The organism is Thermus caliditerrae, from assembly GCF_021462525.1.
GTDB lineage: Bacteria > Deinococcota > Deinococci > Deinococcales > Thermaceae > Thermus > Thermus caliditerrae.
Genome location: NZ_JAKEDT010000001.1, coordinates 333,822 through 346,572 on the forward strand (window position 1 = coordinate 333,822; position 12,751 = coordinate 346,572).

The window sequence follows — 12,751 nt, forward strand, 5'->3', positions numbered from 1 at the left end:
ATGCTGCTGCTGACCATCCTCCTTCCCCTCTTGGGCTTTGCCCTCCTGGGGCTTTTCGGTAAGAGGTTAAAAGAGCCTCTGCCTGGGCTTATAGCCTCAGCCCTGGTCTTGGTCTCCTTCCTCCTGGGGGTGGGCCTCCTCGCCCAGGGTGGGGCCCGCTTCCAAGCGGAGTGGCTCCCCGGCATCCCTTTCAGCCTCCTCTTGGACAACCTCTCCGGCTTCATGCTCATGATCGTCACCGGCGTAGGCTTCCTCATCCACGTCTACGCCATCGGCTACATGCACGGGGACCCGGGCAATAGCCGCTTCTTCGCCTACTTCAACCTCTTCATCGCCATGATGCTCACCCTGGTGCTGGCCGACAGCTACCCGGTGATGTTCATCGGCTGGGAAGGGGTGGGCCTGGCCAGCTTCCTCCTCATCGGCTTCTGGTACAAGAACGCCCAGTACGCCGACTCCGCCCGCAAAGCCTTCATCGTCAACCGCATAGGCGACCTGGGCTTCATGCTGGGCATGGCCATCCTCTGGGCCCTTTACGGCACCCTTTCCATCACCGAGCTCAAGGAAGCCCTGGAAGGCCCCTTGAAGAACCCCAGCCTCCTGGCCCTGGCGGGCCTCCTCCTCTTCCTGGGCGCGGTGGGTAAAAGCGCCCAGGTGCCCCTCATGGTCTGGCTCCCCGACGCCATGGCCGGCCCTACCCCCGTTTCCGCTCTCATCCACGCGGCCACCATGGTGACCGCCGGGGTCTACCTCGTCGCCCGGAGCTCCTTCCTCTACGCCAACCTCCCCGATGTTTCCTACGCCATCGCCGTCATCGGCCTCCTCACCGCGGCCTACGGAGCGCTTTCCGCCTTCGGCCAGAACGATATCAAGAAAATCGTGGCCTACTCCACCATCAGCCAGCTGGGGTACATGTTCCTGGCCGCGGGGGTGGGGGCCTACTGGGTGGCGCTTTTCCACGTCTTCACCCACGCCTTCTTCAAGGCCCTCCTCTTCCTGGCCTCGGGCAGCGTGATCCACGCCCTGGGCGGGGAGCAGGACGTGCGCAAGATGGGGGGACTTTGGAAGCACCTGCCCCTGACCCGCTGGCACGGGCTCATCGGGGCGCTAGCCCTAGGCGGCCTCCCCCTTCTCTCCGGCTTCTGGTCTAAGGACGCCATCCTCACCGCCACCCTCACCTATCCCTTTGGGGGTCTGGGCTTCTACCTGGGGGCCCTCCTGGTGGCCGTCCTCACCGCCATGTACGCCATGCGCTGGTTCGTTCTGGTCTTCCTGGGGGAGGAACGGGGCCACCACCATCCCCACGAGGCCCCGGGGGTGATGCTCTGGCCCAACCACCTTCTGGCCCTGGGCTCCTTGCTGGCCGGGTACCTGGCCCTGCCCCATCCCCTGCCCAACGTCCTCGAGGCCTTCTTGAAACCCACCCTGGCCGAGGTGGAGGCCCATCATCTTTCCTTGGGCGCGGAGTGGGGCCTTATCGCCCTCTCAGGAGTGGTGGCCCTTCTGGGACTCTGGCTGGGCTACACCTTCTTCCAGAGGAAGGCCTTCCCCGCCTGGTACCTCACCTTTGAGGCCTGGAGCCGGGAGAGCTTCTACGCCGACCGGGTGTACAACGCCCTTCTCGTCAACCCCTTGAAGGCCCTGGCGGAAGCCCTGCTCTTCGGGGACATGGGTCTCCTCGGCGGCTACGCGGGCCTGGGCGGGCTGGTGCGGAGCCTGGGTCAGGGGGTGGCCCGGTTGCAGGCGGGCTATCTCCGGGTCTACGCCCTGCTCTTCGTGCTGGGCGTGCTTCTCGTCTTGGGGGTGATGCGGTGGTAGTCCTGGCGATCCTCTTTCCCGCGGTGTTCGGCACGCTCCTCCTTCTGGGTCTGCCCCGCGCTTTGGGGGTGTGGGGAGCGGGCTTAAGCTTTCTCCTGAACCTCTACCTCTTCCTGACCCACCCCGGAGGGGTGGCCTTTGGGGTGCAGGCTCCCCTACTTCCAGGGGCTGGGGTCTACTGGGCCTTGGGCCTGGACGGCCTTTCCGCCCTTTTCTTCCTCACCATCGGCCTCACCGTCTTCCTGGGCGCTTTGGTGGCCAAGGTGGAAGGGCGCTTCTTAGGGCTTGCCCTTCTCATGGAGGCTCTCCTCCTGGGCCTCTTCGCCGCCCGGGACCTTCTGGTCTTCTATCTCTTTTTTGAAGCAGCCCTGATTCCCTCCCTGCTCATGCTCTTCTTCTACGGCGGGGAGAAGCGCCTTAGGGCCATCTACACCTTTCTCCTCTTCACCCTGGCGGGCTCCTTGCCCATGCTGGCCGCCATCCTGGCGGTGAAGGCCCTGGGGGGAAGCCCCACCTTCCTCCTGGAAGACCTCCTGGCCCACCCGGTGAAGGGGCCGGCAGCCTTCTGGGTCTTCCTGGGCTTCGCCCTAGCCTTCGCCATCAAGACCCCCCTCTTCCCGGTGCACGCCTGGCTTCCCCTCTTCCACCAGGAGAACCACCCCTCGGGGCTGGCGGACGCCTTGGGTACCCTCTACAAGGTGGGCGTCTTCGCCTTCTTCCGCTTCGCCATCCCCCTGGCCCCGGAGGGCTTTTATGAGCTGCAAGGACTTCTCTTTTTCCTGGCAGCCATAAGCGCCCTCTACGGCGCCTGGGTGGCCTTCTCCGCCCAGGACTTCAAGACCCTTTTGGCCTACGCCGGGGTTTCTCACATGGGGGTGGCGGCCTTCGGGGTCTTCTCCGGCACGCCGGAAGGGGCCCTAGGGGGGCTTTACCTCCTGGCGGCGAGCGGGGTCTACACCGGGGGCCTCTTCCTCCTGGCAGGAAGGCTTTACGAGAGGACGCATACCCTGGAGATCGGGCGCTACCGGGGCCTGGCGGCCAGCGCCCCCGGCCTAGCCGCCTTAGCCCTCTTCCTCTTCCTGGCCATGGTGGGGCTCCCGGGGCTTTCCGGCTTCCCAGGGGAGTTCCTCACCCTGCTGGGGGCCTACAAGGCCAGCCCCTGGCTTGCCGCTTTGGCCTTCCTCTCGGTGATCGCCGGTGCGGCCTACGCCCTGACCGCCTTCCAAAAGGTCTTCTGGGAAGAGGGAGGCAAGGAGGTGGAGGACCTCCGGGGGCCTGAGTGGTCCTTCGCCGCCTTAGCGGTGGCCGCCCTGCTCCTCATGGGGGTCTTCCCCGGGTACTTCCTGGATGGCCTTAGGCCCTTGGCCGAGGCCTTTGCCAAACTCCTCGGAGGTGGCGCATGACCCTCCTGGTGCTTGGGGCCTTCTCCGTGGCCCTCACCCTTTTAGGCTTCCTGGTATCTGTACCCGTCTTCAAGCGCCTCACCATCCTGGGCCTCTCCCTGGCCCTCCTCACCCTCCTCTTCTCCTGGAGCAAGCCCTTCGCCTTTGGCCCGTACCAGGTGGACGGCATCTCCCAGGTCTTCACCCTCTTGGCCCTCGTGGGGGCGCTCTGGACCGCGGGGCTGGTGCGCACCCGGCGCTTTGAGTTTTACCTCCTCGTCTTCTACGCGGCCACCGGCATGCACCTTCTCGCCTCCACCAAAAACCTCATCCTGATGCTGGTGGCCCTCGAGGCCCTCTCCCTGCCCCTCTATGCCCTGGCCACCTGGCGGCGGGGCGAGGGGCTGGAGGCCGCCCTCAAGTACTTCCTTCTAGGTGCCCTGGCCGCCGCCTTCTTCCTCTACGGCACCGCCCTCCACTACGGGGCCACGGGAAGCCTCCTGGCCGGCACCCCGGGGGAAGGCCCCCTCTACGCCTTGGCCCTAGGCCTCCTCTTGGTGGGCCTGGGCTTCAAGGTGGCCCTGGCCCCCTTCCACTTCTGGACCCCGGACGTGTATCAGGGAAGCCCCACCCCGGTGGTCCTCTTCATGGCCACCGGGGTCAAGGCCGCGGCCTTCGCCGCCCTGTTGCGGGTGGTGGCCCCAGGGGCGCCCGAGGCCCTTTCCCTTCTCATCGCCCTCTCGGTCCTGATCGGCAACCTCGCCGCCCTCACGCAAAAGGAGGCCAAAAGGCTCCTCGCCTACTCCTCCATCGCCCACGCGGGGTACATGGCCCTCGCCCTTTACACCGGGAACCTGCAGGCCTTGGGCTTCTACCTCCTCACCTACGTGCTGGCCACGGGCTTAGCCTTTGCGGTGCTTTCGGAGGTTTCCCCAGACCGCGTGCCCTTGGAGCGCCTCAAGGGCCTCTTCCACCGCGACCCCCTCCTGGGCCTCGCCCTCTTTGTGGCCGCCCTCTCCCTCCTGGGCCTTCCCCCCTTGGGGGGCTTCTGGGGCAAGTACCTGGTCTTCACCGAGGCCGCCAAGGTGGGCCAGTGGGGGCTTCTCATCCTGGCCCTCCTCACCAGCGTGGTGAGCGCCTACTACTACCTGTCCCTGGGCCTGGCCGTGTTCCAAAAGGGCGAGGCCGTGGCCGCCCCCCGGCCTCTGGCCCGGGGCGTGGCCCTCTTGGTGGCCCTGGCCCTCCTCCTCCTGGGCTTCCTCCCGGGGATCGTCCTCCCCGCCTTGGCCCAGGGAGGTTGAGCCGCGACAGGGGTATAGGCGACTCGGCTTTCGCCAAGGGTGCAACAGGCCTTGTAGGAAAGCCAGCAAGGGGGCCCTCGAGGCCCCCCTTGCTTTGCGGCCCCACCGGGGCCTAAACTGAAGCCAAACCATGGACGACCCCCTGGCCCACCTGCCCCAGGAGCTCCTGCGGAAAGACCCCCTGGCCTACGTGGCCCAGGGGGCCCAGACCCTCCCCAAGGAGCTCAAGGGCGCCTGGCTCCTGGGGGTGGCCAGCGGCTTTCTCTGGCCGGAAGCCCCGCCCCCCAAGGACTTCTCCGCCTTCTTCCGCCGCCTGGAAGGGGCCTGGCAGGAAGCCGAAGCCTTCTTCCTGGAAACCGGCTGGGACTTCCCCGTGCTGGTGAGCGAGTGGGCAAGAAACGCCTTGGAGCCCCTGAGCCACCGCAAGGCAGCCCCTACCTACGGCCAGCTCCTGCCCCCCTACCTGAAGGGCCATCTCCTGGGGAGCACCCTGCGGCGGCGCCTGGGATGACCCCTCAGTCCAGGGGCATCTGCAGCTTCACCACCCGCCAGCGGAGGCCTTGCCGCTCCAAGACCAGGCCCGAACGGGGGTCGTCCTTGTGGTAGATGAAGGCGCGGGAAAGGCCCAGGTAGCGGAGCCTCCAGTTGCGCACTTCCTCCAAGGAGGCCTGGCCGGTTTCCTTTCCCGTGCCGAGGCTGGCTAAGCCCTCTGGCGTGAGGAGGGCATCCACCAAGACGTTCACCATGCCCGCGGTGAAGAGCAGGCCTAGCGCGGCGAAGGGATTCTCCTCGTTTTGCATCTCCTTCATCAAGCTGGCGCTGAGGTCGGCCTTGAGCGCCTCCCGCACCCGGGGAAAGTCCACATACCGCTCCAGGGCCTGAACCTCCTTGCGCTCCACCGCAACCGCCAAGCCCCTCAAGGTGAGGAAGGGGGCAAGAAACCCATAGCCCGCAAGGGCCAAGAGCCCCAAAGCCAGAACCCCCACGAGGAACCGGTGCCTCATGGGGGCAGCATAGAAGGCGCAACTTTTCCAGTCAAGGCAAGGGCCGCGAACGCACCGCAGGATAGGCTCCTTAGGCGGGGGCTTCAAAGAATCCGCTTGCCCAAGAGGCTCAGGGCCAGGCCCACCATCATCTCCGCGGTCCTGTTCTTCTCGTCCAGGATGGGGTTCACCTCCACCAGGTCCAGGCTCCGCACCTGGCCGGACTGGGCCAGGAGCTCCATGAGGAGGTGCGCCTCCCGGTAGGAAAGCCCCCCGGGAACCGGGGTCCCCACCCCGGGGGCCACCGCAGGGTCCAGGACGTCGGCGTCCAGGGAAACGTGAAGGGGCAAGCCGGAAAGCCTATCCAGGGCCTCCTCGGCAATCCTGGCCACTCCCAGCCGATCCACCTCGTGCATGGTGTAGACGGTGACCCCTGCCTCCTGCAGAAGGCGCTTTTCCCCGGGGTCTACGCTCCGAACTCCAATGAGGACCACATCCTTGGGATCCACCGACCGGAAGACCTCTGTAAGCCGGGGGTGGCCCAGGCCGGAGAGGACCGCAAGAGGCATGCCGTGGATGTTGCCGGAAGGACTGGTTTCCGGGGTGTTGAAGTCCGCATGGGCATCCACCCAAATGACCCCCACCCGCCCCCGGGCCACCCCGGAGACCGAGCCCATGGAGAGGGAGTGGTCGCCTCCCAAGACGATGGGGAGCACCCCTTCGGGCAGGGCCTGGAGCCGCTCCTTCAGCTCCAAAGCCGCCTGGCGGATTTCCTCCAAGTAGGTCCCTTTGCGCCGCCTCAGGGTCTCCGCCAAGGGCACGCGCACGTCCCCCAGGTCCTCCACCGCAAACCCCAAAGCCTCCAGCTCCTCCAGGAGCCGGGCATAGCGCAAGGCGGAGGGCCCCATGTCCACCCCCCGCCGTCCAGCGCCCAGGTCCATGGGCACACCGATCACCGCCACCCGGTCCATGGGGGGCATGGTAGCAGAAAGGCCCATGCATTGCCCGGGAAGTTTATGCCCAGGCCCCCTAGGAAAAAGGGCCTTCCAGCGCTATACTTAAAAGGATGGATTACCACGAGGTGGCAAGCGTTAACCTGGCCCGCCTCTTGAAGGAAGGGGGCACCGTCCGCGCCCAAGGCGTGGTACGGCAAGCCTTCCAGGTGGGGGAGGAAACCTTTCCCCTAGAGGGGGAAGCCCACTGGAAGGTTTCCCTGTCCTCGGTGGGGGGGGATGAGTACTGGCTTTCCGGCGAGGTGGAGGGCGTGGTCCTCATGGAGTGCCGCCGCTGCCTCAAGCCCACCCCTACCCACGTCCACGCCCACTTCCAGCACATGCTCCGCTACCAGCCAGGCCTCGAGGAGGTGGTCTTCCACGAGGAGGACGAGGACGAGTACTACGCCTTCGGGGAGCCCGACCTGGACCTTTTGCCCTTCCTTACCGAAGCCTTTGTCACAGAGATGCCCTACACCGTGCTCTGCGAGGAGGGGTGCAAGGGGCTCTGCCCGGTCTGCGGCGCCGACCGCAACCTGGTGGACTGCGGCCACGAGGCAGAAGCGCATCGCCCCCTCCTGGGCTTGAAGAACCTCCTTCCCGAACTCTAGCGGGTCTGCTATACTACCAGGGGTTTAGTGGGGGCCCACCCCCTGGAGGACCGAAGATGGCCAAGCATCCTGTACCCAAGAAGAAGACCTCAAAGGCAAAGCGCGATGCCCGCAGGAGCCACCACGCCCTCACCCCTCCCACCCTGGTCCCCTGCCCGGAGTGCAAGGCCATGAAGCCTCCCCACACCGTCTGCCCCGAGTGCGGCTACTACGACGGGCGCAAGGTTCTAGAAGTCTAGACCGGGTCAACATAAGGGGCCCCGGAACCTGGGGCCTCAACCTTTTTCACTGCCAGTGGGTATAGTGGTGCCCATGACGGGAGGTCAGGCACTGGGCATCCTGGCCCTGGGGGCGTACGCACCCCAACGGGTCATGCGGAACGAGGAGTTTGAGGCCTACCTGGACACCTCCGATGAGTGGATTGTGACCCGCACCGGCATCCGGGAAAGGCGCATCGCCGCGGAGGACGAGTACACCTCGGACCTGGCCTTTAAGGCGGTGGAAGACCTCCTAAAGAGGCACCCGGGGGCCCTCGAGGGGGTGGACGGGGTCATCGTGGCCACCAACACCCCGGACGCCCTCTTCCCCGACACCGCCGCCTTGGTCCAGGCCCGCTTCGGCATCCAGGGCTTTGCCTACGACCTGTTGGCGGGTTGCCCGGGCTGGCTTTACGCCCTGGCCCAGGCCCACGCCATGGTGGCGGCGGGACTGGCCCGCAAGGTGCTGGTGGTGGGGGCGGAGGCGCTTTCCAAGATCCTAGACTGGAACGATCGGGCCACTGCGGTCCTCTTCGGGGACGCGGGGGGCGCGGCGGTGGTGGGGCGGGTGCGGGAGGGCTTCGGCTTCCGCTCCTTTGTCCTGGGAGCGGACGGCACCGGGGCCAAGGAGCTCTACCACGCCTGCGTGGCCCCCAGACTTCCCGACGGGACCTCCATGCGCAACCGCCTCCACATGAACGGGCGAGAGGTCTTCAAGTTCGCCGTGCGGGTGATGAACACCGCCACCCTCGAGGCCATAGAAAAAGCTGGCCTCACCCCGGAGGACATCAAGGTCTTCGTACCCCACCAGGCCAACCTGCGCATCATCGACGCCGCCCGGGAACGCCTGGGCCTGCCCTGGGAGCGGGTGGTGGTGAACGTGGACCGCTACGGCAACACCTCCACCGCCTCCATCCCCCTGGCCCTCAAGGAGGCGGTGGACGCGGGACGCATTCAAGAAGGCGACCACGTGCTTCTGGTGTCCTTCGGAGCCGGCCTCACGTGGGCCGCCGCCGTCCTCACCTGGGGAGGGGCCTGATGTACGCTGCGCTTTTCCCCGGCCAGGGCTCGCAAAAGGTGGGCATGGGGCAGGCCCTTTACGAGGCCTTTCCTGCCGCCCGGGAGGTGCTGGACCGGGCCGAGGCCGCCCTGCCGGGCCTGCAAAAGCTCATGTGGGAAGGCCCCGAGGAGGCCCTTACCCTCACGGAAAACCAGCAGCCCGCCCTTCTGGCGGTGGGCTATGCCGCCTACCGGGCCTTCCTGGCGGAAGGGGGGAAGGAACCCACCCTGGCCGCCGGGCACTCCCTGGGGGAATGGACCGCCCACGTGGCCGCGGGCACCCTGGAGCTGGAGGATGCCCTAAGGCTGGTGCGCCTCCGGGGCCGGTACATGCAGGAGGCCGTGCCCCCTGGGGAAGGGGCCATGGCCGCGGTCCTCAAGCTCCCCCTGGAAGCTATCCAAGAAGCTTTGGAGGGGTTAGAGGGGGTGGAGATCGCCAACCTCAACAGCCCCGAGCAGACGGTGATCTCCGGCAGGAAGGAGGCGGTGGAGCAGGCGGCAGAAAGGCTGAAGGCAAGGCGGGCCCGCATCGTCTTCCTGCCCGTTTCCGCCCCCTTCCACTCCTCCCTCATGGCCCCGGCCCGGGAGCGCCTGGCCCAGGATCTGGCCCAGGTAACCCTGAGGAAGCCCCGCTTCCCCGTCTACGCCAACGTGACCGCTAGGCCCGAGGAGGACCCCGGCCGTATCCGTGAGCTTCTCCTGGAACAGATCACCGCCCCCGTGCGCTGGGTGGAAATTATCTTAGACATGGAAAGGCGGGGCCTAAGGCGCTTCCTGGAGTTCGGAAGCGGGGAGGTGCTCAAAGGCCTCGTGGCCCGCACCTTGAAGGAGGCCCAAGCCCTTTCCGTGGGGGACCCGGAAGGGGTAAGGAAGGCGTTGGAGGTGGAGGATGCGTAAGGCACTGGTGACGGGGGCCAGCCGGGGCATCGGCCGGGCCATCGCCCTCAGGCTGGCCAAGGAAGGCTACGCCCTGGTGATCCACTACGGGCAGAACCGGGAGAAGGCGGAGGAGGTGGCCGAGGAGGCCCGGAGGCTAGGAAGCCCCTTGGTGGGGGTTCTGGGGGCCAACCTCCTGGAGGCGGAGGCGGCCAGCGCCCTGGTCCACGGGGCGGCAGAGATCCTGGGAGGGCTGGACACCCTGGTCAATAACGCCGGCATCACCCGGGATACCCTCCTTGTGCGCATGAAGGACGAGGACTGGGAAGCGGTATTGGAGGCCAACCTCTCCGCCGTCTTCCGCACCACCCGAGAGGCCATCAAGCTCATGATGAAGGCCCGCTTCGGGCGCATCGTGAACATCACCAGCGTGGTGGGCCTCCTCGGTAACCCCGGCCAGGCCAACTACGTGGCCTCCAAGGCGGGGCTCATCGGCTTCACCCGGGCGGTGGCCAAGGAGTACGCCGCCCGGGGGATCACGGTGAACGCCGTGGCCCCAGGCTTCATCGAGACGGAGATGACGGAGAAGCTCCCGCCGGAGGTGCGGGAAGCCTACCTGAAAAGCATCCCCGCAGGCCGCTTCGGCCGGCCCGAGGACGTGGCCGAAGCGGTGGCCTTCTTGGTCTCCGAGGCCGCGGGCTACATCACCGGTCAGACCCTGTGCGTGGACGGGGGGCTTACCCCGCACTAAGGCCCCCGATGAAGGTGCGTGGTACAATCCCAGGGGGAGGTTTCCATGACGGAGCAGGAAATCTTTGAAAAGGTCAAGGCGGTTATCGCGGACAAGCTCTCCGTGGAGCCCGAGAAGATCACCCTCGAGGCCCGCTTCATCGAGGACCTGGGCGCTGACAGCCTGGACACCGTGGAGCTCATCATGGGCCTGGAGGACGAGTTCGGCCTGGAGATCTCCGACGAGGACGCGGAGAAGATCCGCACCGTCAAGGACGCGGTGGCCTACATCCAGAGCAAGCTGGGCTAAAGCCCTAGGGGTGAGCGGGGCACCCAGGTGCCCCGCTTTCTCCTTTGGGAGCAAGGTATACTACCCCCATGCGACGCGTGGTCGTCACCGGCCTCGGGCCCCTCACCCCCATCGGCGTGGGCGCGGAGGCCTACCACCGGGCCCAGCTGGAGGGCAAGAGCGGGGTCCGCCCCATCACCCGCTTTGACGCCTCGGCCCTTCCCGTGCGTATCGCCGCCGAGGTGGATGTGAACCCCGAGGACTACCTGGACAAGAAGGAGCTCAGGCGCCTGGACCGCTTCGTCCAGTACGCCCTCATCGCCGCCGAGCTGGCCCTTAAGGACGCGGGGCTGGAGCCGAGCGCCTTAGACCCCGAGCGGGTGGGCACCCTGGTGGGCACCGGCATCGGGGGGATGGAGACCTGGGAGGCCCAGAGCAAGGTCTTCCTGGAGCGGGGCCCAAACCGCATCAGCCCCTTCTTCATCCCCATGATGATCGCCAACATGGCCTCGGCCCACATCGCCATGCGCTACGGCTTCATGGGGCCAAGCTCCACCGCGGTCACCGCCTGCGCCACGGGTTCCGACGCCATCGGCCAAGCCTTCCGCATGGTCCAGCTAGGGGAAGCCGACGTCGTCCTGGCCGGGGGCACGGAGGCCGCCATCACCCCCATGGCCATCGGGGCCTTTGCGGTGATGCGGGCCCTTTCCACCCGGAACGAGGAGCCCACCAAGGCCAGCCGCCCCTTCACCCTCTCCCGGGACGGGTTCGTGATGGGGGAAGGGGCCGGGGTCTTGGTGCTGGAGGAGTACGAGCACGCGAGGAGGCGGGGAGCCAGGATCTACGCCGAGGTGGTGGGCTTTGGCCGGAGCGCCGACGCCCACCACATCACCGAGCCTCACCCCGAGGGGAAAGGGGCCGCTTTGGCCATGCGCCGGGCCCTAAGGGACGCCCAGGTGAACCCCGAGGAAGTGGGCTACATCAACGCCCACGGCACCTCCACCCCCGTGGGGGATCGGGCGGAGGTCTTGGCCATCAAGAAGGTCTTTGGGGAGCATGCCAAGAGGCTCATGGTCTCCAGCACCAAGAGCATGATCGGCCACCTCCTGGGAGCCGCTGGGGCGGTAGAGGCCATCGCCACGGTGCAGGCCCTCTACCACGGGGTCATCCCCCCCACCATCAACCTGGAAGACCCCGACCCGGAGCTGGACCTGGACTTCGTGCCCGAGCCCAGGGAGGCCCGGGTGGAGTACGCCCTCTCCAACTCCTTCGCCTTCGGCGGGCAGAACGCCGTCCTCCTCTTCCGGCGGGTTTAGGATGCTCTTCCCCCGGGAGCGGCTTTTGGAACTGGAGGCGGAAAGGCTCGCCCCCTATGCCCAAAAGGCCAAGGACACCCGGGGGCGGGAGCACCTCGAGCCCGAGTCGGCCTACCGCACCCCCTACCAGAAGGACCGGGACCGCATCCTGCACACCACTGCCTTCCGCCGCCTGGAGTACAAGACCCAGGTCTTCCCCAACTGGGCGGGGGACTACTACCGCACCCGCCTCACCCACACCCTCGAGGTGGTCCAGGTGGCCCGCTCCATCGCCCGCGCCCTGGGCCTCAACGAGGACCTCACCGAGGCCATCGCCCTCTCCCACGACCTGGGCCACCCCCCCTTTGGCCACACGGGGGAGAAGGTTCTAAACGAGCTCATGCGGGACCACGGGGGGTTTGAGCACAACGCCCAGGCCCTGCGCATCCTTACCCAGCTGGAGGAGCGCTACCCCGGCTTCAAGGGCTTGAACCTCACCTACGAGGTGCGGGAGGGCATCGCCACCCACGAGGCCGCCTACGCCCCCGGCTTCAAGCCGGAGTACCCGGGGCGGGGCACCCTCGAGGCCCAGGTGGTGGACCTCTCGGACGCCATCGCCTACGCGGCCCACGACCTGGACGACGGGCTTCGCAGCGGCCTCCTCCAGCCCAAGGAGCTTTCGGAAGTGACCTTTCTGCAGGACCTGGCCCGGGAAGAGGGTTTGGACCTCCTCCGCTTCAGCGAGCGCTCCCGCCGCATCCTGGTGCGCCAGGTGCTGGGCTTCCTCATCACCGCCGCCATCGAGGCCACCCACCAGCGGGTGGAAGCCGCCGGGGTGGAAAGCGCCGAAGGGGTGCGCCAGCACCCCGAGCGCCTGGCGGCCTTGACCCCGGAGGCGGAGCGGGTCCACGGGGAGCTCAAAGCCTTCTTGCTGGAGAAGCTCTACCGCCACCCCGAGGTTCTGAGGGAGCGGCGCAAGGCCGAGGCCGTGCTGGAAGGCCTCTTCACCGCCTACACCCGCTACCCTGAGATCCTGCCCAGGGAGGTCCAAGCCCGGATCCCCGAGGAGGGATTGGAGCGGGCCGTGTGCGACTATATCGCCGGCATGACGGACCGGTACGCCCTCGAGGCCTACCGGAAGCTCTTCCCCTGAAACCCC

The 12,751-nt window shown here is 67.0% G+C and carries 14 protein-coding genes; 12 read left to right on the forward strand and 2 right to left on the reverse strand.

Features of this window, described 5'->3' with window-relative positions:
• The 4 genes from nuoL to L1088_RS01740 all read left to right on the forward strand — a co-directional run bounded on the left by nuoL (window position 1) and on the right by L1088_RS01740 (window position 5,012).
• Complete coding sequence (gene nuoL / locus L1088_RS01725; RefSeq protein ID WP_234553461.1) at window positions 1–1,818, forward strand: NADH-quinone oxidoreductase subunit L; 1,818 nt, start codon at window positions 1–3, stop codon at window positions 1,816–1,818.
• On the forward strand, window positions 1,812–3,221 hold the full coding sequence (locus L1088_RS01730; protein WP_234553462.1) for a complex I subunit 4 family protein: 1,410 nt from the start codon (window positions 1,812–1,814) through the stop codon (window positions 3,219–3,221). Before nuoL ends, L1088_RS01730 begins: the two co-directional genes overlap by 7 nt.
• Complete coding sequence (locus tag L1088_RS01735; protein WP_234553463.1) at window positions 3,218–4,501, forward strand: NADH-quinone oxidoreductase subunit N; 1,284 nt, start codon at window positions 3,218–3,220, stop codon at window positions 4,499–4,501. The genes L1088_RS01730 and L1088_RS01735 overlap by 4 nt, the downstream gene beginning before the upstream one ends.
• 130 nt (window positions 4,502–4,631) lie before the next feature.
• Window positions 4,632–5,012: a hypothetical protein gene (locus tag L1088_RS01740; RefSeq protein ID WP_038047445.1), complete on the forward strand. Its 381-nt coding sequence runs from the start codon at window positions 4,632–4,634 to the stop codon at window positions 5,010–5,012.
• 4 nt (window positions 5,013–5,016) lie between these two features.
• On the opposite strand, the gene L1088_RS01745 is transcribed toward L1088_RS01740, so the two are convergent.
• Both L1088_RS01745 and rocF read right to left on the reverse strand, forming a co-directional pair.
• A complete protein-coding gene (locus tag L1088_RS01745) occupies window positions 5,017–5,505 on the reverse strand; it encodes a DUF2939 domain-containing protein (RefSeq protein WP_234553464.1) in 489 nt (162 codons plus the stop codon).
• A gap of 83 nt (window positions 5,506–5,588) precedes the next feature.
• Complete coding sequence (gene rocF / locus L1088_RS01750; protein WP_038049544.1) at window positions 5,589–6,464, reverse strand: arginase; 876 nt, start codon at window positions 6,462–6,464, stop codon at window positions 5,589–5,591.
• Between the two features lie 86 nt (window positions 6,465–6,550).
• Here rocF and L1088_RS01755 point away from each other — a divergent pair, with 86 nt between their 5' ends.
• The 8 genes from L1088_RS01755 to L1088_RS01790 all read left to right on the forward strand — a co-directional run bounded on the left by L1088_RS01755 (window position 6,551) and on the right by L1088_RS01790 (window position 12,745).
• Entirely contained in the window at window positions 6,551–7,087 is a 537-nt protein-coding gene (locus tag L1088_RS01755; RefSeq protein WP_234553465.1) for a YceD family protein, read from the forward strand.
• A 56-nt stretch (window positions 7,088–7,143) separates the two neighbouring features.
• On the forward strand, window positions 7,144–7,326 hold the full coding sequence (gene rpmF / locus L1088_RS01760; protein WP_038047453.1) for a 50S ribosomal protein L32: 183 nt from the start codon (window positions 7,144–7,146) through the stop codon (window positions 7,324–7,326).
• A 73-nt stretch (window positions 7,327–7,399) separates the two neighbouring features.
• Window positions 7,400–8,383, forward strand: coding sequence for a beta-ketoacyl-ACP synthase III (locus L1088_RS01765; protein WP_234553466.1), 984 nt, complete (start codon window positions 7,400–7,402; stop codon window positions 8,381–8,383).
• Window positions 8,383–9,300 carry an ACP S-malonyltransferase gene (gene fabD, locus L1088_RS01770; protein ID WP_234553467.1) on the forward strand — a complete coding sequence of 306 codons (918 nt, stop codon included), beginning with the start codon at window positions 8,383–8,385 and terminating at the stop codon, window positions 9,298–9,300. The genes L1088_RS01765 and fabD overlap by 1 nt, the downstream gene beginning before the upstream one ends.
• Window positions 9,293–10,030 (forward strand): 3-oxoacyl-[acyl-carrier-protein] reductase, encoded by a 738-nt coding sequence (fabG, locus tag L1088_RS01775; protein WP_234553468.1) that lies wholly within the window; start codon window positions 9,293–9,295, stop codon window positions 10,028–10,030. Before fabD ends, fabG begins: the two co-directional genes overlap by 8 nt.
• Before the next feature lie 45 nt (window positions 10,031–10,075).
• On the forward strand, window positions 10,076–10,318 hold the full coding sequence (gene acpP / locus L1088_RS01780; protein ID WP_038047460.1) for an acyl carrier protein: 243 nt from the start codon (window positions 10,076–10,078) through the stop codon (window positions 10,316–10,318).
• A gap of 68 nt (window positions 10,319–10,386) precedes the next feature.
• Complete coding sequence (fabF, locus tag L1088_RS01785) at window positions 10,387–11,613, forward strand: beta-ketoacyl-ACP synthase II (RefSeq protein WP_234553469.1); 1,227 nt, start codon at window positions 10,387–10,389, stop codon at window positions 11,611–11,613.
• A gap of 1 nt (window position 11,614) precedes the next feature.
• Window positions 11,615–12,745: a deoxyguanosinetriphosphate triphosphohydrolase gene (locus L1088_RS01790; protein WP_234553470.1), complete on the forward strand. Its 1,131-nt coding sequence runs from the start codon at window positions 11,615–11,617 to the stop codon at window positions 12,743–12,745.
• The last annotated feature ends 6 nt before the right edge of the window (window positions 12,746–12,751 follow it).